This window comes from Conexibacter woesei Iso977N (assembly GCF_000424625.1).
Lineage (GTDB): Bacteria > Actinomycetota > Thermoleophilia > Solirubrobacterales > Solirubrobacteraceae > Baekduia > Baekduia woesei_A.
Genome location: NZ_AUKG01000002.1, coordinates 831,392 through 857,823 on the forward strand (window position 1 = coordinate 831,392; position 26,432 = coordinate 857,823).

Here is a 26,432-nt window from a genome sequence, read left to right on the forward strand (position 1 = left end):
AGGCCGACGGGACGACGTTCGATCTCTCGTCGCCTTAGCGATGAGCATGACAACCAAGAAGCGGCGCATCGCCCGCAAGATCGATCCGTCTGGTGGCGCCTTGAGAGCGAGCACTTCTGTGTCGCGCGAACGACGCGCAAACTGTGGACTTAGTGATCGGGCGTGTGCGCGGGGTCGGTCGGATCGAGATCATGGATCTCCACCGTGCACTCGCGTCCGGCGACGTACTGGTGTGACTTCCTGACGTCCTCCTCCGTCCACGGTCGCTCGTTCCAGGGGGAAAGATCTATGAAAATGCCATCGGCGCGGAAGTGGATGCCGATCCCGAGTGACAAGACCACATTCGATACGCGAGGGGACTCGCCAAAGAGGAACGACGTTACGCCAGACACTTTGAAGGCAAGCAGTGCCCAGGTGCCGTCGTCAGCCCTCGCCTCCACGCGGATCCGTGCGACCGGCTCAGTCGCGCGTCCGTCGAGGTGTTCCAGCGTGAACCCGACGACCAGACCGTCGTAGAAGTCGTAGAAACGCTTCAGAAGAGCGTCTGCGTCGGGCTGATCGGCGAGCCGAAGTTCCTCTGATGTCACGGCGTCTGCTTCCAATCGTCAGGAACGTTGCTGGGGTCTACGTGCGGCGCAGTTGGTCCATGGCCTAGGCCAGGTTTCCCTGGCGGAAACACGTGAGCGTGCCCGGGCGGCGCCTCCCCATGCCTCTTGAAGTCCACATGGGCAATGACATCGCCATTGCTGTCGTAGACGGCATTCTGGACGGGCGCGCCGTTTGGGGCTAGCTGCGTGTAGATCGAGTCCGGAGTCGCACCAGTTGTCCACGGTCGTTCCGTGCCCGAGAATCGTGCATACCGTGTTCCCTTTCTGGCTTTGCGGATCGCTGCGGCTAGACGCGAAGCTCCGATGCCGGCGCCTCGACCGATGAGGGCAGAGGTCGCAGCGTACCCAAGGCACCCAGCCGGCCCGCGCGCCTGGCAGTCATGGATTGCGCCGGATGCCGCCGCCCCCGGATTATTGACCGACCATACGAACGCACTGGCGGTCTGGCGCGGATACAGAAAGAGGTCCGCGGTGTCGGTCGTGGCGTCAACTGCTCCCGTCGCTGCGTCGTTGACGTCCTTCGGGTCGGTATGGAGAAACCGTCCGAGGGGGTCGCTGAGCTTCTTTAGCGGGTCGCCAAGCCAGCCGCCACCACCGCCACCGCCGCCACCAGTGCTGGACCCCGGGGATACGGGTTCGCCGTCGGTGGGAACGACACCGTAGCTCGGCTTAGGCGGTCTGGGCAGCGCGTTGTCCTGGGCCTGCCTGACCCTCTCCGATTCATTCGAGTACTGGCTCCAACCCCTGTTCCTCTGCGAGGCGTAGTGATTCTCGGTCTGGTTAATCTGCTGCTGGCTGCCGCCATTGCCATGTCCGTGCGGCAGGCCGGCGCGCCCTCCTTGATTGCTGCACGGCCCGTCGTCGCAGACGTGTCCGTCGAACTCGACGTTGTCCACCGGGTTGCCGCCCGCGAAGGCGTAGCGGTTCTGGGTCAGGGGGTCGCCGACGAGGGTGAGGTCGGCGTTGGATGCCTCGTAGGTGTCCTGCTGCAGGAAGCGGCCGACGTCGGGCCGGTAGTCGCGGGCCTGCATGTCGTAGGTCTTGATCGCCGCGTCGTAGTAGAAGCCTTCGAAGCGGAACGGGTTGGCCCTGGCGTCGGCTGAGCCGGCGCTGTCGGGCGTCTCGCCGGACCCTGTGCCGGAGGTGTCGAGCTCGCCGAACGGGTCGTAGGTGTACCTGTCGCCGGACCCGACGGTGCCGTCGGAGCCTTCCAGGCCCATGACCGACCCGTTGGAGTCCTTGGCGTACACCTTGGTCCGCACGGTCGAGGAGCCGGCGGCCTTCTCCAGCACGTCCAGGCGCTCGCCGGTGCCGTCGTAGTCGAAGGTGTTGCGCCCGCCGTCGTCGGTCGTCTCGCGCGACATGCTCGGCGTCGTGCCGACGTAGCTGAGGTCGCGGGTGACGTCGGTGCCGGTCGCGGGCCTCAGCGTCTTCTTGTCGCGCCGGTCCAGCGGGTCGTAGGTGACGACCTGGTGGTCGTCGCTGCCCTTGCCGCGCGTGTCGAGCAGGCGGTCGAACTCGTCGTAGCAGTAGTACGTCGTGTTCGCGTCGGCCCGGTCGGGCAGCGCCGAGCAGGTCGGCGTCGACGCCCTGCCGCCGTTGCTGTTCTGGGCACCGCAGGTGGCGGCGCTCTGGATCGACGTGACCGAGCCGAAGTCGTTGTAGCAGTAGTACGACGTCAACGGGCTGTTGGAGGCGCCCGACTGCGACACCACCGTCTTCTTGAGCTTCTCGCCCGAGAACGTGTAGTCGGTGATCGTGTCGCCCAGGCCGCCTGCGGCGTGGTAGGTGTCGACCGTGTGCGTCACCGAACCGCTCGGCGACATCGTGTAGGTCACCGTCCCCGTCCGGCTCACCGTCCCGCCGCGCCTCCACTGCGTCAGCTGGTCGCGGGCGTTGTACTGGTAGTCGCCGCGCTCGTCGGTCGTGCGGTTGCCGCGCGCGTCGTAGCCGTAATCGATCTGGTAGCTGGAGCCCGCCGACGGATCGCGGCGGCGCGAGCTCGGCTCTCCGTACTCGTCGTACAGCGTGCTCACCAGCGTGTTGTTGGCGTTGCGCCGGGTCTCGCGCTGGCCGCCCGGGTGGTAGGTGCTGCGCACGCAGCGGGTGCCGCTCGGCGGGCCGGGGCTCGCGCCCAGGTCGCAGTTGTCGGCCGTCGGCTCGGGGCTGACGTTCGTCGGCTCCCACGTCGCCGAGGTCAGCTCCTCGTCGGCGCGGTTGTACTTGAACCGCGCGTACTTGCGCAGGCTCCCGGTCTGGTCGTCCATGGCGCCGGTCGCCGTGCTTGTCAGATGCCCGTCGACCTTGCGCGACGTGACGTTGCCGGCCGCGTCGTAGTCGAACCAGCTGTCCTTGCCGGTCGACCACGTCTCGTTGACCGACTTCTCACGCTCGGCGGCGTCACGCACGATCACCGTGTCGTGCCCGGTGTTGTCCACGTCGCGGATCGCGGTCAGCGAGTGGTTGCCGTTGTAGTAGTAGGAGTAGGTCCGGGTGGTCGTCGTGTCGTCGGTGTCGCTGCCGCTCGTCGACACCTGGACCTTGCGACCCACGCGGCTCTTCAGCGTCCCGTTGGGCCAGAACTCGCGCGTGACCTTGCCGCCGACGGTCGCGGTCGTGGCGTTGTAGCGCGACGTGCGCCACAGCGTCTGCAACCCGTGCTCGTCGTAGTCATAGACCGCGTCACGGTTCTCGATGGCGGTCGTGTTGGGCGTGTCGCCCTCGCGGAAGTCCTTCGCGCCCTTGATCCAGCCGTTGGCGAAGTAGTCGTAGCCCGTGTGCGGATGGGCGACGGTGGCGCCCCTCGTGTACGCCGTGGTCGCGTCCTGCAGGCGGCCGCGCTGGTCGTACGTGTAGTCCATCTTGTCGCGGTCGTCGCCGGAGCTGCTGCGCGGCAGCCAGACCGCGGTCGCCAGCCCGTCCTCGCCGCCCGGGCTGTCGACGTCGTACTGGCGCAGGGTGGCGCCCATCGTCGCGTTGGCGATGTTGCCGTCCGGGTCGCTCGTCGACGCGTAGTCGTCGAGGTTCTTGGGCCTGGTCGGGACGCCGTCGACCACGCCGTTGGTCGTGTCGACGCCCGACGGGTTGACGATACGGCGCAGGTTCCCGTTGGGGTCGAACTCCCACATGGACGTCCGGCTGCCGCTCAGGAACGCGCCGCCGGCGTCCATCGGCCGCGACGTCTTGCGGTCGACGTTGCCGCGCCCGTCGTAGTCGTAGTCGGTGACCCGCGTCACGTCGCCGCCACCGAAGATCCGCCTGGCGCCCGGCTCCCGCGACTGCTTGAGCGTGTCGTCGTCGTAGTAGGTGTAGGTGCTGGTCGGGCGCATCTCGCCGGCGGTGTCGTCGCTGACCACCGCGCCCTGCTCCTGGACCAGCCGGTCCGCCGCGTCGTAGGTGCGCAGCGTCTTCCAGTTGGGCTGGTCGGCCGCCGTGGCGGTGAACCCGCGCGGTGGCGTGACCGCCGTGACGTTGTCGTCGGCGTCGTACCTCCACCCGGTCGCCTCGCCCGCGGCGTTGCTCTGCACCAGCAGGCGGTCCAGCGAGTCGTACAGGGAGTGCTCGACGAAGCTGCTGGCCACCGAGTCGGGCTGGCGCGGCAGGCCTTTGGTCAGGATGTTGTCGTTGGGGTCGTAGGTGTAGGTCGTCGGCTCGCGGTGCGAGGACTGCCCGATCGTGTCCGCCGACCCCGGAGCCTCGCTCGTCGTCAGCCGGTCGTAGCCGTCATAGGTGTTGGTCGTGTACCAGTCGGCGTTGCCGAGCTGGCGCTGGGTCGTGACGTCGCCGTCGAGGTCGTAGTCGTAGCGCTGGGCGATCAACCGCTGGCCGGCCGGGAACGCTCCGGTCCCGCCGCTGTTGGCCGGGTCGTTGGCGCGATCGCTCGGCGCCCCGATGTCGAACGGCTGGGTCGTGCCGACCACGCGGCCGGCCGGGTCGTAGTCGATCCGCGAGCGGTCGCCGGCCACGTCGAGAACCGACGTGACGCGACCCTCGTCGTCGTAGCTGAACGTCGTCAGCCCGCGCTTGGGCAGCCAGCTCGGCGGGTCGTTGGCGTCGACCTGGCCGAACTTGCCGTGCTCCTGCCCGGACGGGTGACCGGCGGTCGGCGTGTCGGTGTCGGTCAGCGGCGTGTCGCGCTCCGACAGCGACGGGGCACCGGCGGCGGGACCACCGTCGCCCCAGCTCAGCTGCCACCACGAGGGCCGCGTCGTCGACACGAGCTCGCCCGTGTCCTGGAACCTGTTGGTCATCACGCGCTGGCGCGGGTCGGAGATGTGCTCGGCGTCGCCGACGGCGTTGCGGTCGTAGGTGACCTTCCAGCCCGCGAACTCGGCGTCGGTCCGCCCGTACTGGCCCTGCGCGAAGGGCACCGTGCGCGTGAGCAGATCACCGCCGGCGTCGTAGGTGTAGTTCTCGGTGAAGTAGGTGTAGGGGGTGCTCCTCGTCCCGGTCCCGTCGGTCACGCCGCGCGGCGAGGTCATCGAGACGACCGCCCCGTCGGCCCGGCGCTGCTCGACGGTCCGGTGGCCGAGCGGATCGACCGACTGCACGATCTGGTCGCGGTGGTCGTAGACGTAGGTGTCGGCCACGTCGCCGCTGAACCCGGCCGGCCGGTCGTTGAAGTTGCGCGGCAGGCGATGCGTGACCGCGTTGCCGTCGGCGTCGTAGTCGTACTCGTCGACCTTCGGTGTCTGGCTCGGGTCGCCGGGCGCGGGCTGCTCGGTCTGGCGCGTCAGCTCGTCGGCGCGGTCGTAGACCCGCGCGAACCGCAGGTTCGCCGCCGTCGCGGTGGCGTCGATCGCTGCCTGCTCGGTGCGGGCGTCGCTGTAGTTGCCGTTGCCGTCCGGGTCGGCGTTGCGCTTCGCGTCGATCTCGCCGACCACGTTGCCGCGCGGATCCAGCGCCAGCGAGTGGATCTTGCGATCCGGCGTCTCACCGGGAGCGTGCACGACCTCGGCGACGACGCGGCCGGCGTCGTCGCGCCGCCACTCCGTCGTGTGCGGCAGGTGCAGCGTCGTGATCGTCGCCGGGATCGACGCCCGGCCGAGCGGATCGGTCCGTGCGACGAGCAGGTCGGTGGGGTCGTACTGGAACGTCGTCGTCTCGTCGCGCGACGCGTAGCCGCTCGCCGTGCGCGACCAGGCGCGCTGGGTGACGGTCAGCGGCTGGTCGGTCCTCGAGAACGTCGCCGTCGTGGTGCGGCCGGTGCCCGCGTTGGTGTCGGTCAGCTGGTTGCCGTTGCGGTCGTAGGTCCAGCTCTCGGTGATGTACCTGTTGTTGGCCGAGTCCTTGGGCGTGACCTGCTGGATGACGCGGTCGAACGCGTCGTAGGTGAAGGCGGTCGTGAACCTCGCGTTCGGCGTCGCCGCCGAGGGTGCGGACTGCGCGTCGGGGTTGCGCGGATCGCTGACCGACAGCAGGTTGCCGACCGCGTCGTAGCGGTACAGCCAGCGGTGCTCGGCGGCGTGCGCCGAGCCCGGGTGGGCGGCCGGGACCGGGAATCCCGAGGCGATGTCGTTGCCCTTGGGGTCGACCATCGTCTTCGGCATGCCGTTGTCGTCGAAGTCGCCGTAGGTCGTGACGTCGCCGACCTCGTCGGTCTCGCTCTTGACCAGGCCCTTCGGGCAGTCGGTGCCGTTGCAGTACGTCGCGCTCGTCGGGTCGCTGCCGTCGGCGTCCGTCACAGCTGTGACGTTGCCGGTCGCGGTGTCGACGGTGTACTTGGTCCCGACGTGCGCGCCGCCCTGCAGGACGCGCGGCTGGTCGACCTCGGTGAGGTCGGCGACGAACCCGTCGGCCGGATCGCCGGAAGGCCGCAGCGACGACTGACCGGCGCTGATCGCGTACCTCAGCGTCGTCGTGCGCGCGGTGTCGGTGTTGGTCGTGCCGTCCGGGTAGCTCGTCTGCGACGCCAGCCGCCCGCTGACCGGCTCGTAGGTCATGGTCTTGACCGCGCCCGGATCGCTGCCCCGGACACCGGTGGCGACCTCGAGCAGGTCGTTGCGGCGCGGGGACCCGTTGTCCCAGCGCAGCGCGGTCGCGTCGCCGATCGGGTCGGTGATCCTCGTCGGCCGGCCGTAGCCGTCGACGTCGCGCGTCCAGGTCTTCGAGCGCGCGTCGGTGACCGTCAGCTCGTGGGTCGCCGCGCCGTAGGCGCTGAACCCGTAGGTCGTGACGTTGTTGTTGCGGTCGGTGATCCTCTGCGGGACGAGCGCCGCGGTGTCGCCGGCCGGCGGCGTGCCGGTGCGCGTCTGGTAGGTGATCGCCGTCGCGCGGTTGCCGCCCTCGTCGGTGTCGCGGACCTCGGTCACGGTCCTCAGCCGGTGCGACGACACGGCGTCGTCGGCCGCGAAGTAGTCGAAGGCCCAGCGCCGTGCGCGGTCGCCCGCGGGCGCCAGCGTGCCGGCGTTGGCGACCTCGACCAGCGACGTCAGGTCACCGTTGGTGTAGTCGAACGTGTACTGGCGCCCGGCGTGGTCGGTGAGCGTGGCGAGCTGCGGCGGGGCCATCAGCAGGCCGATGCCGAGGTCGGCGCTCGCCGCCCTGGTCAGCAGCGACGCCAGCGTCCTGGACCCGCCGCCGAGCGCGGTCGAGAGATCGCCGTCGAGCTGGGTCTGGTTCGCCGAGCTCCGCGACTTGTAGGACAACGTCAGGTCGTGTCCGGCGGGGTCGGTGACCTTCGTCAGCCGCAGCGTGCAGAGCTTGCCGGCGACCGCCGAGACGGTCGCACCCGCGGCCGTCTGCAGCCCCCAGCCGTTGGCGGCCGACGGCGTCCCGGAGATGCTGCCCAGCAGCGCGCTCACGCCGCAGGCGGTCGCCGCCGAGCCCGATGCGCCGGTGAGCAGGTCGTACTTCTCGTAGGTGTAGGTGAGGTGGTTGCCGTTGCGGTCCTGGGTCTTGATGAGGTAGCCGAGGCGGTCGAAGAAGTAGGCGACGCCGTCGGCGCGCGTCATGACCCAGGCCGGGTCGATGATCGGGTCGCCGGTCGTCGCCCAGCGGCGCAGCGTGAGGTGCACGCCGGGCGGCGCGATCCACTTCCTGTCGTCGTCGGGATCGCGCGTGAAGTGGTGCGTCGTGCCGTCGGCGTCGGTCAAGGCGATGTCGTTGCCGAGGCCGGTGGGCAGCCCGGAGACGGTGCCGTTCAGGCCGTCCCGGACGTCGGCCAGGCCGACGCCGCCGAGCGGCTCGTTCAGCCGCGTCGGGCCCGACACGCTCAGCGAGATGCCACGCCCGGCCGCGTTGTAGAGCAGGCGATCCCTCACCGAGACGCTGGCCAGCGGGTCGATCCCGCCCTGGACACCGAGACCCGGCGCGCGCTCGAGCGAGTTGTAGTCCACGTTGACGAACGTCGAGAGCCCGCGGCCGGGGTTGACGATCGGGACGTCGTGCCAGATCAGGTTCCCGTTGTCGGAGTTGACCATCAACTGGCTGCCCGAGCCGGTGTCGGTGCTGTCGTAGTCCCAGAACTTCTCCAGGCCCAGCCGGCTGGAGCCGCTGACCGGTGCGACCGGCGCGTCGTTGTAGGTGACGCGGTCGCGCGCGTCGTGGCAGTAGGTCGTGACCCTCGCGTCGGGCTGGGTGACGACGACCTTGCCGATGTCGCCGACGCTCGCCTCGCACGGAGCGGTCGGCGCCGAGTAGGCGTAGGTGGTGGTCGGGCCGGTCGTCCCGGTCGGCGTCGACGGGCGGACGATCGACGCGACGCGGCGCGACGTCCCGTCGTAGGTCAGCAGCGCGACGCTGCTGTCCGGCGCCTGGACCTTCGTCACCCGGCCGGAGCTGTCGTAGGTGTAGGTGTAGATCGAGCCGTCGACCGACGTCTCGGTCCTGATGTGCGCGGACGAGTCGTAGGTGAACGTCCAGTGGTGGGCGTCGGCCGGGTCGGCGATGTTGTCGAGCGTCTCGTTCTCCGTCGCCGTGCGGTCGACGTCGTAGTAGTCGCCGTGCGTGTCGGTGATCCCGCTGAGCGCGGTCGGCGACGTGTAGCCGCCCGGGTTGTAGATGAACGTCAGGTGGTGGCCCGAGACGTCGGCCATCGACGTCAGCGAGCCGTCGGACGCGAACGTCAGGACCAGGTGCCTCCCGGGCAGCGACGGCAGGCCGTGCTTGGCGTCCAGCGTCCAGGTGCAGGCCGCGTCGTCCTGGGTGAGCGTGACGCCGGGCAGGTCGTCGGGCGTCGTGTAGGTGGTGGTCCCGCCGCTGGAGTGGGCGTCCAGGAACGGCTCGATCACGCCGTCGCCGCGGCGGAACGTCACCGAGTCGTCCTGCTGCTCGACGAGGCGGAGGTCGCGGCCGAGGCTGCCGGTGCCGCGCACGCCCATGCCGTCGACCACGGTGCCGTCGGCGAGGCTGTTGAGGTAGTGGTCGAACTCGAGGTCCAGGCCGCCGACGCCCGCGACCGACACGTCCCTGGTCGTCAGCGCGAGGTTGCCGTTGGCGACGTTGACGGCCAGGTCCGCGCGGTTGCCGACCGTCTGCCTGGTGAAGGTGTAGGCGTCGAGCAGGCCGGTGCGCGGAGCCCACGCGACGTCGAGCTCGGGCGCGGTGATCTCCTCGGCGTCCTCGGTCGAGGAGAAGTCCTTCTCGGCGGCGATCCTCGGGCCGTCCGCGTCGGTGATCGCGACGCCGTAGTTCGGGACGGCCCTCGTGATCCACTGCTGGGTCAGCCGCGTGATCGAGAAGTCGACGTAGCCGGTGAAGCCGTTCGGGACGTTCGCGATCCCGGACTGGTCGGGGTCGTAATCGCCGCCGGGCGTCTGCCAGCTGTGGGTGGCGTCGTAGCGCGACCACGAGGCGTCGTTGGTCCAGTCGCGGCGCATGCGGTGGACGGCGAGGTCCTTGTCGGCGTCCGGGTCCGGGACGTTGGCGTGGTAGAGGTCGACGTTGCCCCAGAGCGCGACGGCGTCCTGCGGGATGCTGCTCGTGTCCCACTTCAGCAGCGAGTGGTGGTCGTGGTCGCCGTCGTAGCCGACCCACAGCGAGGCGCTGCAGAAGCTGGTCGTCGGGGCGTCGGAGGAGAGCGCGCAGTCCTGCGCGTCGTCCTGGAGCTCCAGCGTCGGGTCGATCGTCACCGTGCCGTGCGCCCTGACGGCGGCGGCCAGCCAGGCAGGGTCGACCGACAGCGTGACGCGCCAGCCGCCGTCCACGCGCTGCAGATCGGTCCTGACCGCGTCGGCGTCACGGGTGCCGCCGACGAGTGCGAAGGACGGCGCGAGCGTGGCGATCGTCCTGCCGTCCCTGCCGGTGACCGTGATCGTGCCGTTGTCGTCGCGGTGCGCGGTCGCGCCGTCGGAGGCGCCGAGGGCGAAGGCGTAGCGCGCCGGCGCGTGCGGGTCGTCGATCTTGATGTCCTCGCTCAGCGTCGAGGCCGAGGTGTGGTACTCGACGTCCACGCCGGGCACGGCGTTGGTGTAGGACATGGTCGTGCCGTCGGCGCGGCCGGTGCCCTGCGCGCCTTCGAGCTGCATCGACAGCGCGCCCGCGCCGCGAGCGATCCGGATCGGCGTCGCCAGCGTCCTGGGCAGCACGGCGTTCCAGCCCTGGCCGGTCGTCGCGTAGCCACCGGAGACTGCGGCCAGCGTCGGGTCGATCAGCCGCTCCTTGCCGCTCGCGTCGCGGTAGCTCGGCGGTCGGGCGAAGACGCGGGAGACGAACGTGCCGTCGGCGCGCCGGTAGGTCCGCGACGTCGCCGTCGACATCTCGGGGACGAGCGTGGCGTCCTTGAGCAGCCTGGCGAGCCTGCCGCGCGGGGCGGGGGCGAGCGTCGCGGAGTTCACGTCCGCTGCCGTCGCGCGGTTGCGCGCACGGCCGCCGCCGAGTGCGACGATCAGCGCCGCGAGCGCCACGATCGCCACCAGTGGCACCAGCCATCGCGCACGCGTCATCCTCCGCAGACCGGCCACAGCTCGCATCCCAGCGCTCCTCGCCTTATCGATGTGTGCCGCTCAGCGATCGGGCGACGCGCGCACTCTGTCGGGACGCAGTGGCCGCTGTCAAGGTGTTCGCGTGCGAACGTTCTTTAGCGAACTAATAATTCGCCAATGACGTTTGCCGACGGCCGCGCCGGGGAGGGCTTCGCGCCCTCGGCCCTGCCTGGCGCTGTTAGGGCGCCGTCGGAGGCCGGTCGATGACGGCTTCCATGATCACGGTGGTGCGGGTGGAGCGGACCTCGGGGCGGCGGCGGAGGCGGTTGATCGTGTCCTGGAGGTGGGGTGTGTCCCGGACGCGGATGCGGGTGATGAGGTCGAAGTCGCCGGCGACGGTGAAGGCGGAGATGATCTCGGGGGTCTGCTTCAGGGACTGGGCGGCTTCGTGGGGTGGGGCGGAGCCTTCGAGGCGGAGCTCGATGATCGCTTCGAGGCCCCAGCCGAGCGCGGTCTGGTCGACGATCGCGGTGTAGCCGCGGATCGTCCCGCTCGCCTCCAGCTGGTCGACGCGGCGCTTGACCGCGGGCGTCGACAGCCCGACCTCGCGGCCGATGTCGGCGAGCGTGCGGCGGCCGTCGGCGATCAGGAGGGAGACGATCTGCTGGTCGAGGGCGTCGAGGGGCATCGCGCAACATCGTTGCGCAGGATGCAACGAGGCGCAACGATGGGCCGCGTGTGAGCAAGGATCGATGAGATCGTTGTGTGACGCGCGGCGGCCGGGAGTAGCGTCGCGCGCATGTCCTCCGACCTCTCGCCGCTCGGTCTCGCCGGCGCCGACGCGATCGCGCTCGGCCGCCTGACCCAGGAGCTCGCCACCGCCTGGGACGGCTTCCGCCGTGCCCGCCCCGAGGAGCCGGTCGAAGACGACGCCCTGCGCGCCCTGCTGCGCGAGCCGCTCCCGGAGCACGGCGCCCCGTTGCCCCAGGCGATCGACGACACCATGATGGTCCTCGACCGCAGCCTCGCGCAGTCGCGCCCGCGCTACTTCGGGTTCGTCGGGGGCTCGGGGCTCGAGTCGGGCGTCCTGGCCGACGCGCTCGCCGAGTCGTTCGACATCAACATGGCCTCCTGGTCGGCCGCCGCGACCGACCTGGAGCCCCAGGCGATCGGCTGGCTGGCCGACTTCATCAACTACCCGGCGGCCGACGGGCACTTCACCAGCGGCGGCACCGTCTCCAACGTCACCGCGCTCGCGGCGGCGCGCCGGCGCGCGCTCCCGGACGTCCGGACGCAGGGGATCGGCGGCCGCCGCGCCGCGCTGTACTGCTCGGCCGAGGCGCACGCGTCGATCGTCCGTGCGGCGGAGCTGCTGGGGCTCGGAAGCGAGGCGGTGCGGTCGCTGCCGCAGCACCCGGGCGACCGCGGGGTGGACCCGGACGCGGTCGCGCAGGCGATCGAGGCGGACAAGAGCGCGGGCGTCATCCCGCTCGCCGTCGTCGCCACCGCCGGCACCACGCTGACCGGCGCGATCGACCCGCTCGACGCGCTCGCCGACGTCTGCGAGCGGCACGGCGTCTGGCTCCACGTCGATGGCGCCTACGGGGCGCCCGCGGCGGCGGTCCCGAGCATGCGCGAGCGCTTCAAGGGCATGGAACGCGCGGACTCCCTAACCGTCGACCCGCACAAGTGGCTGTACCTCCCCAAGGCCTGCGGCGCGATCCTCGTCAAGGACCCCGACGTCCTCTACGACACCTTCGGCCACGCCAAGTCCTACATGCCCGACGAGGACGAGCTGCCCAACGCGGTGGACCGGACGCTCGAGTACTCGCGGCCGTTCCGCGCGCTGAAGCTGTGGCTGGCCTTCCGCCTCCACGGCGCCGAGCGCTTCCGCACGGCGATCGAGCGCAACCTCGCCCACGCGCAGCTCCTCTACGCGATGGTCGAAGAGCATCCGCGGCTACGCGCGCTGACCGGCCCGCCGGTCCTGTCGGTCCTCCCGTTCCAACATGTACCGGAAGACCCGGCGGTCGACATCGACACTCACAACGCCCGGATCGCCCGGCGCCTGCAGCGCGACGGCCACGTCTGGGTCGCCAGCGCCGTGGTCGACGGCGCGGTCGCGATCCGGCCGTGCTTCGTGAACTTCCGGACCACCGACGCCGACGTGCAGGCGCTGGTCGACGAGGTCTGCGCGGTCGGCGACGCGTTGACCTGAGCCCGGCGCGCGTAGGATCCGGCCCATGACGGTCCTGGTCCTCGGCGGCACGCGGGAGGCGCGCGAGCTCGCGACGCGGCTGGTCGGCGAGGGCGTGGCGGTCGTCACCGCCCTCGCGGGCCGGACCGAGGCGCCGCTGATGCCGCCCGGCGAGGTCCGGATCGGTGGGTTCGGCGGGCCGGAGGGGCTTGCGCGGTGGCTGACCGAGCGCCGCGTCGAGCAGGTCGTCGATGCCACGCACCCGTTCGCCGCGCGGATCTCGCAGTCCGCCCGGACGGCGTGCGCGGCGGCCGGCGTGCCGCTGGAGACCGTCGAGCGCGCGGGCTACGAGGAAGGCGCCGGCGACGATTGGCGCTGGGTGGACTCGCTGGAGGAGGCGGCGCGCGCGGCGGAGGGACACCGCGTGCTGCTGACCACCGGACGCCTCGGGCTGGACGCATTCACCGACGCCCGCAGCGCCTGGTTCCTCATCCGCTGCATCACGCGCCCCGACACCCCGCTCCCGCCCGGCGAGCTGCTGCTCGAACGCGGCCCGTTCACCCTCGACGGCGAGCTGGACCTCATCGACCGCTACAACATCGACATGGTCATCACCAAGGACAGCGGCGGTCCCGCGCCCAAGCTCGAGGCTGCGCGTTGCCGCGGGCTGCCCGTCGTGATCGTGCGCCGGCCGGAGGCCACGGCGTGAGACGCGTCGTCGTCATCGGCGTGGGCGTCGGCGACCCGGACCAGCTGACCTTCCAGGGCGCGGCCGCCCTCGCGCACGCTGACGTCCTGCTGACCGTCGAGCACCGCGCCGCCGTCGAGGAGCTGGAGGCGCCCCGCCGCGCGATCAAGGACCGCCACGCGCGCGCCGACGTCCGCGAGATCGCGATCGCCGACGACGAGCGCGGCCGCGGCGCCGAGGCCGTCGCCGCCTGGCGCGCCCGTCGCGCCGCCCGCTTCGCCGACGCGCTCTCGACCCTCCAGGACGGCCAGACCGCCGCGATCCTCGCCTGGGGCGACCCGTCCCTCTACGACGGAACGCTCGCCGTCCTGGAGGACGCGCGCGCGGCGCCCGGCGTGCCGCCGTTCGACGTCGAGGTCATCCCCGGCGTCTCGGCGCCGCACGCGCTCGCCGCCCGCCACGGCGTCGTCCTGACCCGCACCGGCCGGCCCGTCACGATCCTCCCGGGGCGACTCCTACAAGATGGCCGCGCGCCCGAAGGCGACCTGGTGGTCATGCTCGACCCCGCCTGCGCGTTCCTGACGCGACCCGACCACATCATCTACTGGGGCGCGTACATCAACATGCCCGGCGAGCTGCTGATCAGCGGCCGCGTGGGCGACGTCGGCGAGGAGATCGCCGCGACCCGCGCCCGCGCCAAGGACGAGCGCGGCTGGATGTTCGACACCTACCTCCTGCGCACGCCGGACTGACGCTCGATCCTGCGCTCCACGACGAAGCGCACGACCAGGACCAGCGCGAAGACGACGAACAGCCCGGCCGCGGTGCCGACCGGGTTCCTGAACCCCGCCCTGTCGCCGACGACCGCGGCGAACGCGAACAGGATCGCGTAGGCCGCCAGCGCGGCGGTCAGCTCCTGCACGCCGAACGGGTGCCCCGGCCGCGACGGCGCCAGGCCGAACAGCCGCCGCCATCTCACGGCCGGTGCTCTCCGGCCAGCAGCGCGGGGATGTCGACGTCGGTGGTCAGCAGGTCGATGTCGTCGGTCACGTGGCCGTCCTGGAGCCGGACGAGGCGGTCGCAGCGCGCGGCCACGACCGGGTCGTGCGTGGCCAGCAGGATCGTGGTACCCCGTTGACGCCGGATCTCCAGCAGCAGGTCGAGGATCGCGGCGCCCGTGCGCGAGTCGAGGTTGCCGGTCGGCTCGTCAGCGAGCAGCAGCCCGGGCTCCCAGATCAGCGCCCGCGCGATCGCCACGCGCTGCTGCTGGCCGCCGCTCAACCGGGACGGCAGCGAGGACTCGCGGCCGGCGAGACCCACGGCCTCCAGGAGGTCGTGCGCGCGCGCCGAGGCGTCGAAGCCCAGCCGCCTGAACGGCACGGTCGGCGCCAGCACGTTGTCGAGCGCGGTCAGCGCCGCGAGCAGGTTGAAGCGCTGGAAGACGAACCCGACCGCGCGGCGGTGCGCCGCCAGCGCGTCGCCCGACAGCGCGGTGACCTCGCGGTCGTCGACGACGATGCGGCCGTCGTCGGCGCGGTCGACGCCGCCGACCAGGTGCAACAACGTGGACTTGCCCGAGCCGGACGGGCCGGTCAAGGCCACCAACTCGCCCGCGGCGACGTCGAGCGTCACGCTGTCGGCGGCGACCAGCTCGGCCCCCGAGTCCAACATGTAGCGCTTGACGACGTTCTCGATGTGGACGGTGCTGGTCATTCCTCGGCGAGCAGGGTCGCGGTGTTCAGGCGCCGCAGCGCGGCGGCGGGTGGGAGGGACGCGAGCACCGCGGACAGGATCCCGCATCCGGCGGCGGCCGCGGCGACGAGCGGCATCGTGGTGGTCAGCTGGCCTGTGAAGGCCCAGGCGGCGCCGAGGCCGAGCAGCGCGCCGCCCATGCCGCCGAGCAACCCAAGGCCTATGCCTTCGAAGACGACGAGGCGGGTCAGCTGGCGCTCGCGCCAGCCGGTCGCGCGCAGCGTCGCGATCTCGGCGGAGCGGTCGCGCAGGTTGAGGTACAACACGTCGGCGACCGACAGCGCGCCCAGGACCAGCGTCGCGGCGACCGCGAGGTAGTCGGCGGTCCGGACCTGGACGGCGACCGCGTCGCCCAGCACGGTCCCGACGACCGCGCCCCGGAACGCCGCGGTGACCGCCAGCAGCGCGGTCAGCGCGAACACGCCGACGCCGAGCGAGGCGACGCCGAGCACGCTGCGCCCGGGGACGCGCACGAGGTTGGTCCGGGCCAGCCCGGCGAGGCTGCGCACGCCGCGGCGCGTCGTCCGGCCGGTCCGGACCGCGGGGCGCACGGCGGCGAGCGGTTCGGCGCGGGCGGCACGCAGCGCGGGGATCGTCCCGGCCAGCAGCGCCAGCAGCGTCGCGCCCGGGATCGCCGCCGCGGCGCGCCAGCCGCCGACCGGCAGGCCCAGCGCGGCGCCGAGCGGCAACGCCACCAACAACCCGGCGAGGCCCGCGAGGGCGCCGACGAGCGCGACCTCGGTCAGCATGTAGGTGAACAGCTTGCGCGCCGGCCAGCCGACGCAGGCCAAGATCCCCAACTCGGTCGAGCGCGAGCGCACGGCGGCGCTCGTCGCGTTGATGGTGAACAGCGCGCAGACCAAGAGCACCAGGAAGAACAAGGCCACCGACTTGCGGTCGACCGCGTTGAGGATCGTCGTCGCGACGCCCTTCCTGGTCCAGCCCTCGCGCAGCGTCGCGGCGGGGCGGCCGAGCTTGGAGCGGTCCAGCGCGACATTGACCGGCGTCGGCGACGAGCCCGCGGTGACGTCGACCTGCAGGCCGGTGCGCTTGGCGATCGCCTCGGCGGCGAGCCGGATCCGCTCGCGCGACGCCTTGTCCGGGCCGGTCACGCCGGCGACCCGGACGCGGACGACGCTGATCGGCGCGGCGGCCTGGGCGTCGTTCTCCTGGCCGAACAGGTTGGGCTGCAGCAGCCCGATCCCGGCCTTCAGCGTCGTCAGCAGCGCGGGCGGGGCGATTAAGTAGCCCGCGGGGTTGCCGTCGGGCGCGAGCGTCCCGCCGCCCTCGATCTGCGCGTCGGGCGCGTGGAAGGGATCGAGCGCGCGGGCGGCGCCAGCGAGCTTGTTGGGGTCGAACGTCCCGACGACCTTGGTCATGGTGAAGTACGGCGGCGGGACGGCGGGCACCTGCAGGTGCTCGCGGAACTCGCGGTAGCCGGTGTCGCGGCCGAGCATCGGCGCCTGGATGAAGCCGGTGCCGGTGCCGTCGAGCTTGGACGCGGCGCCCCAGGCGAAGCGATCGGTCTTGGCGACCAGCGGGCGCACGGTCCCGGCGCGGGCGGTCAGCGCGTAGCGCTGCGGGCCGGTGGTCCAGAGGCCCGGCACGTCCTGCACCGCGCGCATCTGGCGCAGGAGCACGTTGTAGGCGTCGGTCGCGGTGATCGTGCGGCGTGCGACGGTCGGCCCGGAGGCGGCCCGCAGGATGCGGTTGGCGCGGGTGGTGTCGTCCTTGGCGCGGCCGTAGGCGTCGGCTGCGGCGCGCGGGAGCTGGTCGATCGCGTAGTCGGCCCTGAGCTGCGTGGGCGTCGTCGAGGCCGCGAGGATCGGCATCACGCGGAACTTGGTGTACTCCTTGCCCAGGAGCTGGGCGTCCTCGTCGCCCTTGAACCAGCGGCCGGAGACGACCGCGCGGTCGGCGCCGTCGAGGGCGGCCTCGGCCTTGGGGTCGATCCCGGCGACGAGCAGCGGGAACGGGTACTGGACGCGCGCGCCGATCGTCGCGGGCGCGTGGCGCTCGACGCCGTAGTCGCTGCGGCCGAGGGTGCCGTCGGTCGACCAGCACCAGAGCCAGCGGCGCGCGGCGGGCGCGTAGGCGGAGGCCGCCGACGAGCGCGACGGGCAGATCCCGGCAAAGCTCTGGGACGAGAAGAACTCAGTTGCGCGGGTCTGGTTCGGCGTGCCGACCGCGCGCGGCGGTGGGGCCTGGATCCTGTTGGGCGTGACGTAGATGTAGGAGTCGGCGTCCCTCAGGTGGATCGCGCCGCCGTCGGCGGTCCAGGACGAGCGCAGGCGGAAGAGGGCGCGCTGCTTGGGCTTGAGGTGCTTCGCCACCGGCAGCGTGATCTGCGCGGTCGGCATGATGTAGCCGTAGATCGCCAGCGGCGCGGCGATCTGGACGCCGGGCGCGTGGCGGATCGTCTTGAGCTGGTCCATCGTGATCCCGCCGAAGGTCCCGGCAAGGAAGTTCTGCTGGACGAGCCCGCGTTGGCGCTCCAGCGCCGAGGGCGCGCCGCGCGGGCGGACGAGGACGTCGTAGGCGGTCCGGAAGTGGCGCGCGACCTGGCCGCGGACCTCGAGCTTGGAGGACTGCGATGCGCCCGTCAGCACCGTGAACGACGCGGTCGCGACGGCGATCCCGGCCAGCAGCGCCAGCGCGCGGCCGCGGCGGAAGCGCAGCTCGGCCGCGATCAGGCGCAGCATGTCGACGGTCCTCCTCCCACACCAGCCAAGACCCGCAACCTACCGGGCGCGTGACGGCGTGGTGGAGGGCGCTAACCGAAGAGGTCTTCTTCGCGACTGCGCAGGAGCGCCTGCGCGCCGGGACCGTCGTCGCCGGGCGCGAGCACGTGGCGCTCCAGGCCGGTGACGACGACCGCGGGCTCCGCGGCGTCCTTGCCGCCGCGGGCGAGGTCGGCGGCGGCCGCGGCCTGGTCGGCGGTGGCGATCCAGGTCGCCTTCAGCTCGCGGCCGTGGGTGTCCTGCCTGCCGCGCCAGTCCTCGAGCGGGCGCAGGCCGGCGATGCCGATCGCGACGTCGCACTGGCCGTGGCGCCAGGCGCGGCCGAAGGAGTCGGCGATGACGACGGCGGGGTGGCCGGGAAGCTGGGCTCGGAGGCGCCGCGCGCTGTCGTCCGGGTCGGTCGGCAGCAGGATCAGGTGGTCCGGGTCGGCGGCGTTGGAGGCGTCGACGCCCGCGTTGGCGCACACGAACCCGTGGTGGGTGCGGGAGATCAGGACGCCGTGCTCGGCGCGGACGACCTCGGCGGTCTCGCGCAGGACGACCTCGACGTGGCGGGGATCGTCCTTGCCGAGGCTCGCCGCAAGGCGTAGGGCTTGCTCGGAGGGCGTGACGTCGGCAAGTGCTATGACTCGCCCCTCGGCCTTGGACACCACCTTGTGAGCGACCACCAGCACTTCTCCGGGCGCGAAGCCGTCGGCGCCGCGGGCCGCGCTCAGGAGCGCCGCCAGGTCGTCGCCCGGCCGGACCTCGGGGATCCCGGGCAGCGGCCGCGCGGCGACCGCCGGGCTCATCCCGCGCCGCCGCCGACGCGGCTGAAGCGCGCGAGCAGGCCGCGGGTGTGGGAGGCGCCGCCGCGCACGTCCTCCAGCGCGACACGTAGCGCCGCGAGGTCGTCGACGGTGTCGACGTCGAGGCCGAGCGTCGGGATGTCCGCCGACTCCACGCGCGCGCCCGCCTCCTGGGCGAGGCGGCGGTGGCGCTCGTGCGATCCGGGGCCGAAGGCGGGGGCGATCGCGTCCGGGGGCAGGAGCAGCAGCGCGTTGGTGCCGGTGCCGTGGCGGTCGGGGACGACGACGACCTCCGGGGTGCCGTCGCCCGCGCCGACGGTGGCGGGGTGGTCGGAGAGCAGTTCGTCGACCTCGGCGGGGTCGAGCGCGGGGCAGTCGCCGGGGACGAGCAGGACGCGCGTGGCGCCGCGCTCGATCGCGGCGGCGACGCCGCGGGCGGCGGCGGCGCTGTGGCCGTCGTCGGTGGGGTCGTCGACGACCGCGGCGGCGTCGTAGCCGGCGGCGAGGGCGACCGCGAGCGTCTCGCCGGAGACGACGAGGACCTCGTCGACGCGCTTGGCGCGGCGCAGGGCGATCAGGACGTCGGTGACCATCGCCTCGGCGAGCGCGCGGCGGGTGCCGTCGGAGAGGTCGTTGTCGAGGCGCTGCTTGGCGGCGCCGAAGCGCTTGACGGGGAGGACGGCGATCGTCCTGCCGCGGGGCGGGGTGGCCATCGCGTTACGCCAGCCCCTCGGCGAAGGCCAGCGTCTCGCTCGCCACGCGCTTGGCGGCCTCGGGGTCGCTCATCATCGTGTCGGTCGTGTGGGACGGGAGCGTCGAGTCGGCCGGGAGGGTCTCGTCGGCGACGAGGCCGTCGAGCAGGTCGGCGTAGAAGCTGACGATGCCCGCGGCGTCGAAGGTCACGCCCGCCCAGTCCAGGAACGGCTCGGTCGGGCCCTTGACGACCTGGCCCTTGACGATGGGGGACACCGCGACCACGGGCGCGGGCGCGTCGCGCAGGGCGGCGGCCAGGCCGGGGACGGCGAGGATGGGGCCGATCGAGATCACCGGGTTGGAGGGTCCCACGATGATCGCGCGCGCGCTTTGCAGTGCCTGCGCGATCTCGGGCGAGAGCGTGGCGTCGGCGGCGCCGTCGTAGCGGACGTCCTCGATCGGCAGGGCCGCGCGGTGGCGGACCATGAACTCCTGGAACGGGACCCAGGTGCCGCCGGAGCGGATCGCGGTGCGGACGGGCTCGTCGGCCATCGGCAGGACGCGGGCGCCGAGGCCGAGCGCCTGCGTGAGCTCTGCGATGGCGTCCGTGAGGCGGGTGCCCTGCGCGAGCAGCTCCGCCCGGCGGATGCCGTAGGCGAGGTCGCGGTCGCCGAGGTTGAACCAGACGTCCACGCCGAGCTCCTTGAGGCCCTCCATCACGTGGAAGGTGTCGCCGTCGAGGCCCCAGCCGCGGGGGTCGATGCGGTCGGCGAGGTGGAAGCTGACGAGGTCCGGGTCGGGGGCGACGTAGGCGCCGTACAGCTCGACGTCGTCGCCGGTGTTGGCGATCACGACGAGGTCGTCTCCGGCGACGTCGGCCATCCCGCGGGCGAGCTTCGCGCCTCCGGTGCCTCCGGCCAGGACGACCACCGGGGAACGGGAGTCGAAGTCCATGCGGCGGCTGACGATAACGTGCCGCTCGTGGGCACCACTGAGATCCACGAGCACGCGTTCGTCGCGGAGGGCGTCCTGCTCACCGACGTGCGCGGCTCGCTGCCCCGCCGCGTGCTGTCCACGCCGGGGATGATCGGCATGATGGAGTACGCCGCGACGACCCTCGCGCAGTCCCACATCCCACCCGGATCGACGACCGTGGGCTTCGAGGTCTGCATCAAGCACGTGGCGGGCGCCTTCGAGGGCTCCCACTGCGTGGCACGCGCGGTCCTGCGCGAGATCGTGGACGAGCGGAAGCTCCGGTTCGACGTTGAAGTGCTGGAAGACGACCGCACGATCGGCGTGGGAACACACGAGCGCCGCGTGGTGCCGGGCGCGTTCTAGCGACGCGCCTCTCAGCTCACGCGCTCTGGCCTCTCAGCACTGCCGACGCCGGCGACCGCGTCATCAGTCCTCGCGCCGCCGACGTCGTGGATGAAGGCGCTTCGCTTGGTCGTCATCGCGTCTGGTCACGCGGAGCGGTCGCGCCCTTTGCCGTCACCCGTCTGGCATCGCTCCACGCGCCCGACGCCACATGGCGACGCGACCGTCCGTTTCCGCGACATCACTTCGCGCCTCCGCACGCGCCGGGGTTGAAGGCGCTTCGCTTGATCGTCGTCGCCCTGGCGGGCGCGGAGTGGTCGCGGTCTTCGCCGTCGCCCGTCCGGAGAACGCCTACGGCACCCCGGCCAACACCACCGGGTCGCCGACAGCCCGCGTCAGCGAGAAGGTCTTGAAGGGGCCGACAGCGTCCAGACGGTAGGCGCCCGAAGGCGTGATCGGGATGGTCGTCGTCGCGCCGGACTGCAGGAGGGCCGAGGCGGTCTGGAAGCCGATGGGGGCCAGGCCCATGAAGGACCCGACGTCGCCGGCGTCCCTGGCCGGTGTGAAGAACATCAGCTTGCCGGCGGTCGCGTTGGCCGTCACGGTGCACGTGCCCGCGGCGGTGTCGGCGAACAGGCAGATGCCCTTGGTGCCCGGGATCGCGTACCAGGTGCCGCCGCGCAGCCCGGTAATCGCGCGGGCCTGGCGGGGGTCGGTCCCGAACATCTGGACGGTGCGCGAGTCCTGGAACGTGCGCAGCACGACGTCGGGCGCTCTCACCGCGGGCTGGTTGAACACCGGGAACGCGGCCACCAGCTCGGCCGGGATCGCCTGCAACTTGGGCACGTGCGCCAGGTCCGGCTTGATGTGGCCGTGCTTCGGCCTGCCCTTCGCGGAGGCAGCGCCCGCGAACGCGAGCGCGGCGAGCGAGGACACCACAACGACAACGACGAGCGAGCGGAACCGCATGAGCACTCCAAGCACTTGGACAGTGAGCGTCCGCGACCGTATCCGCCACGTTACGGCCGTGCAAATCCAGCAGCGTCTACCGGGTGAGCGTCGCTGCGCTCAGGCGGCCTGCTGAGCGCGCCGGAACTCCTCGAAGCGCACGCGGGTCTCCTCGCGCACGCGATCCTGCGCGGCCTTGAACGCCGCATCGACCTTCGGGTCGCGATCCTTGGTCTCGACGATGAGGATGTCGCCGTTGGGGAGGCGGATCTCGAAGTCGTGTCGGTTCCGGGGCATGAGGAAGGGTGGAGTGTGAAGGGGTGGGCGGATGGAACGCTGTTGCTTCATGTGGTGCCGATAGAGGCGAGATCCAGGATATAGAGGGCGAGTTCCTGGATGGTGTCGTCGAAGGACACCTCGACGGCGGGGTCCATCGCGTTGAGGATGGTCTCGTCCTCGGCGAGCATGCTGGAGATCGTGATGGCGCCAGCGGGGATGCCATCACGTGTGACGAGCGGGAGGCCGCGCACGAAGTGCCAGCGCGACGCGTAGACGTTGCGCGGCTCGCCCAGCGCGGTCCCGCGGCAGAAGCAGCGGACCGCGACCCAGCGGCTGTGCTCGTCGATCGGGATCGGGTCTATCGTCCTGGGGTCCCGGTGGACACGATCCGTCGTCGCCCAGTTCGTCAGCGTGTCGCCGGCCGCGTCCACCAGCCAGAGCGTCGCCGACAGCACCTCGTCGACCGGCTGGCCGACGAGCGGCTCGAGCGTGCCGACCGCGGCGTGGAGCAGGGCGTTCATCGAGAAGTGCAGGAAGTCCTGCGCCGCCGCGAAGTCCGGTGGCAGAAGCAGCTCGTCGGCGACCTGCGCGTGCCAGTCCGCGAGGCGGCCCGGAAGCGGCCGGTAGCTGGCGCCGCCACGCTTGGCGCGGGCGATCTCAGCGAGGGCCAAGGCAATCTCGGCGTAGTGGTCGACGAAGACGATCTCCAGCCGGTTGCTGCGCCAGCGCGCCTTGAGCGCGTTCTCGTAGGCGTCGATCACCTCGGGTGGCGTGCCCTTCGGGTACGCGTCCTGGCGCGTGAAGATCGCGTAGTGCTGTGGGCTGCCCGGGCCCGCGTGGGCGTGCAGGTAGCGCAGTAGGTTGGGATCGGTGAGGCTGGAGCCGATGAACAGGCAGGAGCCGTCGATCAGTGCGGAACCGACCACGCTGCGCTGCCAGTCGTCGGTCGCGACGTGCTGGTAGTCGCGCTCGGTCAGGACGACCGTGCCCTCGGCGTGGCCGTCACGCGCGAGGTACCCGTGCAGATGGACCACGCGCTGGTGGTCGGCATCGGTCTCCGGGAGGGCGGCGAGGCCGGCCGGGCCCGTGTACACGCACGGCGCCACGCCCGGGAGCGCGTCGGTGAGCGCCTGCTCGACGAGGTCGTCGTAGTTGGTGGTCATCAACCGCAGAGCGGGGCCGTAGGCCGCCCGCAGGACAGGCAGCTGGCGAGCGATCGGGCCGGGTGCGAACCGGGCCGCGTCGGCTCCGTAGAGTGCCTCCGGGATCCAGTTGGCGAGGTCGTCGCCCGCGAGCGCTTCGGCCATCGCGGCGGCGCCAAGCGGGGACTCACCGCCGAGGATCTTGGCGATCCAGGTCGCCCGCGCACCATCGTCGGAGAGGGCGAGACGCTCGCGTCCGGCACGGTCGAGCAGGTCTGACACGAGCCGGTTCCACGTCGGCAGGCCGGCCTCGGCCGAGACACCGGCGCCGACGACGACCGTCAGCGAAGAGCGGCCGGCCAGGTGCCGGATCATCTTCGAGAGCGGTGCGGTCGCGAACTGGCTCAAGGCCATTCGCGGAGTCCTACATCATCGGTCGGTGAGAACGACCGTTCAGGCCTTGCTCGTATCGCCGAGCGCGCCCGCTGCGCGCAGGCGCGGTACCGCGATGTGCTCGATCGGTGGTGCCAGCGCGATGCCCTCCGCCGGCCACCACGCCATCCTTGCGATCTCCGCGGCCGGCGCCGGCGTCCCGTTCAACGACGCGCGGTAGAGCACGAGGTGCATCGGGACGCGTTCCAACGTCGCCTCCGCGTGGATGTCCGTGAACCGGACCGGGTCGACCACGCCGACCCCCAGCTCCTCGCGGACCTCGCGCGCCAAGGCCTCCAACTCGCTCTCGCCGTCATCCGGCTTCCCGCCTGGCAGGTAATGGACGTCCGGCGCGGCGTGCTTGGACACCACCAGCAACCGCCCTCGCGCATCAACAACGGCCGCTGCGATCACCCGAAGCATCTGCGCCCAATGTAAGCAGTCCGACACGCCTGCCCGGGCCAGCGCGCCAACGCCGCGTTTGCCAACGAGCACGTCGGGCACGGCAAGATGCATGACCGTGACTCCTTCCTCCCAAGTACCGGCCGTCACGCTCCGCGACGGCGAGCAGATCCCGCAGCTCGGCTTCGGCGTCTTCCAGATCCCGCCGGAGGACACGGCCGACATCACCACGCGCGCCCTGCTGGCGGGCTACCGCCACGTCGACACCGCCAAGGCCTACAACAACGAAGCGGGCGTCGGGCAGGCGATCCACGCCGCCAACCTGCAGCGCGAGGACGTGTACATCACGACCAAGCTGTGGAACTCCGACCACGGCTACGACTCCGCCAAGCGCGCGCTGCGCACGTCGCTGGACCAGCTGGAGGTCGAGCACGTCGACCTCTACCTGATCCACTGGCCGACGCCCGCCAAGGACAACTACGTCGAGACCTGGAAGGCCCTGATCGAGCTGCAGCAGGAGGGCCTGACGCGCTCGATCGGCGTCTCCAACTTCCAGCAGGCGCACCTGGAGCGGATCATCGCCGAGACCGGCGTCGCGCCCGCCGTCAACCAGATCGAGCTGCACCCCTACTTCGCCCAGACCGGCCTGCGCCGCGAGCACGCCGACCACAACATCGTCACCGAGGCGTGGTCGCCGCTGGCCCAGGGCGCGGTCCTGGACGATCCGGCGATCGTCGAGATCGCGCAGGCCGTCGGCAAGACGCCGGGCCAGGTCGTCATCCGCTGGCACCTGCAGCACGGCAACGTGGTCTTCCCGAAGTCCGTGACCCAGTCGCGGATCGAGGAGAACATCGACGTCTTCGACTTCACGCTGACCGACGACCAGATGGCCGCGATCGACGCCCTGGACCGCGGCGAGCGCATCGGCCCGGACCCCGACACGTTCAACTAGCCCGCACGCAGGATCGCCGCGGTGCGCGGCGAAGGGCGCGGCGTGTTGAACGCGCTGCGCCCCAAGCCGTTCCGCGGTGACGTGATCGCCGCCGGCGTGGTCGTGCTGGCCACGTTGGTGTGGTTGGTCCGGCTGCGCTTCGCGGCCGCCTGGGGCGACGGCGGCCAGCTCGTGTGGGCGACGCTGCCGTGGGCGTTCGTGACGCTGCTGGCCGTGCTCGCCGAGCCGGAGGGCGACGCGCCGCGCGCCTACCAGAGCGTCCTGTACATCGCGAGCGTCGCGCTGTGGATCGCCGTCGTGACGTCGTTCGGCGACGTCCTTGGCGCTGAGCGGTCGTTCTCCACCGAAGGGTGCACGACGTGGGAGGCCGGCGCCGTCGCCGCGCTGGCGTTCGCCTTCGCGATCGGGCGCAACAGCGCGGTCTGCACGTTGTTGGGGTCGTTGTTCGGTGGCGTCACGGTCATCGCGCTGGTCGCGTGGATCTTCGCGCCCGGCATCGGGACGTTCCGCTGGGTGCTCGTCGGGTTGATGGTGGTCTACGGCTTCGCCGCGATCGGCCAGCGCGACCGCCACCTGCGCCACGGCGTCGCGCTGATCGACGCCGCCGGGGTCGCCGTCCTGACGATCGGCGTGAGCTTCGCCATCTCCGTGGTGCTGCGGCGCCTGGTGGGCGGCGACGACGCCTACAGCGCGGTCTCCGAGCTCTCGATCGGCTTCTTCACCGTCGGCTACGGCGACACCGCGGTCGGCTGGGGTTGGGAGCTGCTGATCGTGGCCGCCGGCTTCGGCCTGATCGCCTACAGCTCCGTCGACCGCCAGCCCGGACCGGCCTACATCGGCGTCCTCAACCTCGTCGTCTTCGCCGTGATGACGTCCTTCGGCATCACGGCCTCGGGCGCGACGCTCGTCGGCTGGCCCCTGGTCCTGGCGCTCGCCGCGCTCGCACTGCTGATCATCGGCCTCCGACCGACGACGCCCGCACCGCCGCCGCCGGACCTCGACGCCCCCGAGGCGCCGCCGCTGCCGCTGCGCTAGCCGCGGCGACGGCGGTCCAGGCCGCGGGAGGCGAGGATCGCCGACACGACGATCGGCGCGAGCGCCAGCACGGCGACCTCGATAATCGAGCCGATGTGCGGCCCGTCGCAGCCGGTCCCGTCGCAGGCGTAGCCGCCGACGAGGCCGCTCAGGATGAGCGTCGCGCTGGTCGCCAGACCACCGGGGATGACGAGCGTGCCGAGCACCTTCTCGCCGACCGTCCAGCGCGGCGACCACCACAGCAGCACGACGCCGGCGAGCCAGCCGAACCCGGCGACGAAGCCGCCGAACAGCAGGAGCACCAGGGCGGCGGGCTCACGCCACCCCGGGCCGCCGTCGGCGCCGGCTGCCGGGGCGAAGTCCTGCCGCTCCTCGGCCGCGATGTCGGTCGGCTGGCCGAGGCGCGCCAGGATCAGGAGCACCGCGACCTCGTCGGAGGGATCGGGCAGCTGCGCGCGCGCCTCGGCGATGTGCGCCCGCAGGTCGGCGACGAGCTCGCGGCGCCGGCCGCGCGGCAGGTCGCGCAGTGTCAGCTCGAGATCCTCGACGTACTCGGCGATCGCCGCGTCCGCGGCGCCCTCCGTCCGGGTCATCA

Annotated in this window: 20 protein-coding genes; 6 read left to right on the forward strand and 14 right to left on the reverse strand. The window is 71.8% G+C overall.

Features of this window, described 5'->3' with window-relative positions:
• Positions 1-149: 149 nt before the first annotated feature.
• From H030_RS0116270 to H030_RS0116280, 3 genes are all read right to left on the reverse strand, one after another.
• Positions 150-587, reverse strand: a complete 438-nt coding sequence (locus H030_RS0116270; RefSeq protein WP_027006889.1) for a hypothetical protein — start codon at positions 585-587, stop codon at positions 150-152.
• The gene (locus tag H030_RS0116275; protein ID WP_196809152.1) at positions 584-10,492 is read right to left on the reverse strand and encodes a DNRLRE domain-containing protein; all 9,909 of its coding nucleotides are present in this window, start codon (positions 10,490-10,492) and stop codon (positions 584-586) included. The genes H030_RS0116270 and H030_RS0116275 overlap by 4 nt, the downstream gene beginning before the upstream one ends.
• Before the next feature lie 217 nt (positions 10,493-10,709).
• A complete protein-coding gene (locus H030_RS0116280) occupies positions 10,710-11,159 on the reverse strand; it encodes an Lrp/AsnC family transcriptional regulator (protein WP_027006891.1) in 450 nt (149 codons plus the stop codon).
• A 111-nt stretch (positions 11,160-11,270) separates the two neighbouring features.
• Between H030_RS0116280 and H030_RS0116285 the strand changes: the two genes are divergently transcribed.
• Genes H030_RS0116285 through cobF form a run of 3 tightly spaced genes read left to right on the forward strand, consistent with a single transcriptional unit; the run spans position 11,271 to position 14,108 of the window.
• On the forward strand, positions 11,271-12,689 hold the full coding sequence (locus H030_RS0116285) for a pyridoxal phosphate-dependent decarboxylase family protein (RefSeq protein WP_027006892.1): 1,419 nt from the start codon (positions 11,271-11,273) through the stop codon (positions 12,687-12,689).
• A gap of 25 nt (positions 12,690-12,714) precedes the next feature.
• Complete coding sequence (locus H030_RS32765; protein ID WP_051222892.1) at positions 12,715-13,377, forward strand: cobalt-precorrin-6A reductase; 663 nt, start codon at positions 12,715-12,717, stop codon at positions 13,375-13,377.
• The gene (cobF, locus tag H030_RS0116295; protein ID WP_027006893.1) at positions 13,374-14,108 is read left to right on the forward strand and encodes a precorrin-6A synthase (deacetylating); all 735 of its coding nucleotides are present in this window, start codon (positions 13,374-13,376) and stop codon (positions 14,106-14,108) included. The genes H030_RS32765 and cobF overlap by 4 nt, the downstream gene beginning before the upstream one ends.
• Here the strand turns inward: cobF and H030_RS0116300 are convergent.
• From H030_RS0116300 to cofD, 6 genes are all read right to left on the reverse strand, one after another.
• The gene (locus tag H030_RS0116300) at positions 14,084-14,335 is read right to left on the reverse strand and encodes a hypothetical protein (RefSeq protein ID WP_027006894.1); all 252 of its coding nucleotides are present in this window, start codon (positions 14,333-14,335) and stop codon (positions 14,084-14,086) included. The two genes, cobF and H030_RS0116300, sit on opposite strands and share 25 nt — an antisense overlap.
• Positions 14,332-15,069 carry an ABC transporter ATP-binding protein gene (locus H030_RS0116305; protein ID WP_051222894.1) on the reverse strand — a complete coding sequence of 246 codons (738 nt, stop codon included), beginning with the start codon at positions 15,067-15,069 and terminating at the stop codon, positions 14,332-14,334. The genes H030_RS0116300 and H030_RS0116305 overlap by 4 nt, the downstream gene beginning before the upstream one ends.
• Positions 15,066-17,810: an FtsX-like permease family protein gene (locus tag H030_RS0116310; protein ID WP_051222896.1), complete on the reverse strand. Its 2,745-nt coding sequence runs from the start codon at positions 17,808-17,810 to the stop codon at positions 15,066-15,068. The genes H030_RS0116305 and H030_RS0116310 overlap by 4 nt, the downstream gene beginning before the upstream one ends.
• Positions 17,811-17,881: 71 nt before the next feature.
• Complete coding sequence (cofE, locus tag H030_RS0116315) at positions 17,882-18,640, reverse strand: coenzyme F420-0:L-glutamate ligase (RefSeq protein ID WP_027006897.1); 759 nt, start codon at positions 18,638-18,640, stop codon at positions 17,882-17,884.
• Positions 18,637-19,350: a 2-phospho-L-lactate guanylyltransferase gene (gene cofC, locus H030_RS32770; RefSeq protein ID WP_051222898.1), complete on the reverse strand. Its 714-nt coding sequence runs from the start codon at positions 19,348-19,350 to the stop codon at positions 18,637-18,639. Before cofC ends, cofE begins: the two co-directional genes overlap by 4 nt.
• A gap of 4 nt (positions 19,351-19,354) precedes the next feature.
• Positions 19,355-20,284, reverse strand: coding sequence for a 2-phospho-L-lactate transferase (gene cofD / locus H030_RS0116325; RefSeq protein ID WP_027006898.1), 930 nt, complete (start codon positions 20,282-20,284; stop codon positions 19,355-19,357).
• A 27-nt stretch (positions 20,285-20,311) separates the two neighbouring features.
• On the opposite strand from cofD, the gene H030_RS32775 reads away from it, so the two are divergent.
• Positions 20,312-20,668 (forward strand): thioesterase family protein, encoded by a 357-nt coding sequence (locus H030_RS32775; protein ID WP_051222899.1) that lies wholly within the window; start codon positions 20,312-20,314, stop codon positions 20,666-20,668.
• A gap of 330 nt (positions 20,669-20,998) precedes the next feature.
• Here H030_RS32775 and H030_RS0116335 read toward each other — a convergent pair whose 3' ends face one another.
• The 4 genes from H030_RS0116335 to H030_RS0116350 all read right to left on the reverse strand — a co-directional run bounded on the left by H030_RS0116335 (position 20,999) and on the right by H030_RS0116350 (position 23,964).
• On the reverse strand, positions 20,999-21,616 hold the full coding sequence (locus tag H030_RS0116335; RefSeq protein ID WP_027006899.1) for a hypothetical protein: 618 nt from the start codon (positions 21,614-21,616) through the stop codon (positions 20,999-21,001).
• A gap of 99 nt (positions 21,617-21,715) precedes the next feature.
• Positions 21,716-21,892 carry a hypothetical protein gene (locus tag H030_RS39140; protein ID WP_155892091.1) on the reverse strand — a complete coding sequence of 59 codons (177 nt, stop codon included), beginning with the start codon at positions 21,890-21,892 and terminating at the stop codon, positions 21,716-21,718.
• Between the two features lie 47 nt (positions 21,893-21,939).
• A complete protein-coding gene (locus tag H030_RS0116345; protein ID WP_027006900.1) occupies positions 21,940-23,430 on the reverse strand; it encodes an SIR2 family protein in 1,491 nt (496 codons plus the stop codon).
• A gap of 39 nt (positions 23,431-23,469) precedes the next feature.
• Positions 23,470-23,964 carry an NUDIX hydrolase gene (locus H030_RS0116350; RefSeq protein ID WP_196809153.1) on the reverse strand — a complete coding sequence of 165 codons (495 nt, stop codon included), beginning with the start codon at positions 23,962-23,964 and terminating at the stop codon, positions 23,470-23,472.
• Between the two features lie 4 nt (positions 23,965-23,968).
• On the opposite strand from H030_RS0116350, the gene H030_RS0116355 reads away from it, so the two are divergent.
• Positions 23,969-24,802 carry an aldo/keto reductase gene (locus H030_RS0116355; protein ID WP_231398457.1) on the forward strand — a complete coding sequence of 278 codons (834 nt, stop codon included), beginning with the start codon at positions 23,969-23,971 and terminating at the stop codon, positions 24,800-24,802.
• Between the two features lie 21 nt (positions 24,803-24,823).
• A complete protein-coding gene (locus tag H030_RS0116360) occupies positions 24,824-25,837 on the forward strand; it encodes a hypothetical protein (RefSeq protein ID WP_027006903.1) in 1,014 nt (337 codons plus the stop codon).
• Here the strand turns inward: H030_RS0116360 and H030_RS0116365 are convergent.
• On the reverse strand, positions 25,834-26,430 hold the full coding sequence (locus H030_RS0116365) for an HAAS signaling domain-containing protein (protein WP_155892092.1): 597 nt from the start codon (positions 26,428-26,430) through the stop codon (positions 25,834-25,836). The two genes, H030_RS0116360 and H030_RS0116365, sit on opposite strands and share 4 nt — an antisense overlap.
• Between the last annotated feature and the right edge of the window lie 2 nt (positions 26,431-26,432).

Bases quoted from the DNA above. Each gene is read 5' to 3' on its own strand.
- H030_RS0116275 (WP_196809152.1), bottom strand. From the start codon at position 10,492: ATGACGCGTGCGCGATGGCTGGTGCCACTGGTGGCGATCGTGGCGCTC.
- H030_RS0116280 (WP_027006891.1), bottom strand. From the start codon at position 11,159: ATGCCCCTCGACGCCCTCGACCAGCAGATCGTCTCCCTCCTGATCGCC.
- H030_RS0116285 (WP_027006892.1), top strand. From the start codon at position 11,271: ATGTCCTCCGACCTCTCGCCGCTCGGTCTCGCCGGCGCCGACGCGATC.
- H030_RS32765 (WP_051222892.1), top strand. From the start codon at position 12,715: ATGACGGTCCTGGTCCTCGGCGGCACGCGGGAGGCGCGCGAGCTCGCG.
- H030_RS0116305 (WP_051222894.1), bottom strand. From the start codon at position 15,069: ATGACCAGCACCGTCCACATCGAGAACGTCGTCAAGCGCTACATGTTG.
- H030_RS0116310 (WP_051222896.1), bottom strand. From the start codon at position 17,810: ATGCTGCGCCTGATCGCGGCCGAGCTGCGCTTCCGCCGCGGCCGCGCG.
- cofE (WP_027006897.1), bottom strand. From the start codon at position 18,640: ATGAGCCCGGCGGTCGCCGCGCGGCCGCTGCCCGGGATCCCCGAGGTC.
- cofC (WP_051222898.1), bottom strand. From the start codon at position 19,350: ATGGCCACCCCGCCCCGCGGCAGGACGATCGCCGTCCTCCCCGTCAAG.
- cofD (WP_027006898.1), bottom strand. From the start codon at position 20,284: ATGGACTTCGACTCCCGTTCCCCGGTGGTCGTCCTGGCCGGAGGCACC.
- H030_RS0116335 (WP_027006899.1), bottom strand. From the start codon at position 21,616: ATGCGGTTCCGCTCGCTCGTCGTTGTCGTTGTGGTGTCCTCGCTCGCC.
- H030_RS39140 (WP_155892091.1), bottom strand. From the start codon at position 21,892: ATGCCCCGGAACCGACACGACTTCGAGATCCGCCTCCCCAACGGCGAC.
- H030_RS0116345 (WP_027006900.1), bottom strand. From the start codon at position 23,430: ATGGCCTTGAGCCAGTTCGCGACCGCACCGCTCTCGAAGATGATCCGG.
- H030_RS0116350 (WP_196809153.1), bottom strand. From the start codon at position 23,964: ATGCATCTTGCCGTGCCCGACGTGCTCGTTGGCAAACGCGGCGTTGGC.
- H030_RS0116365 (WP_155892092.1), bottom strand. From the start codon at position 26,430: ATGACCCGGACGGAGGGCGCCGCGGACGCGGCGATCGCCGAGTACGTC.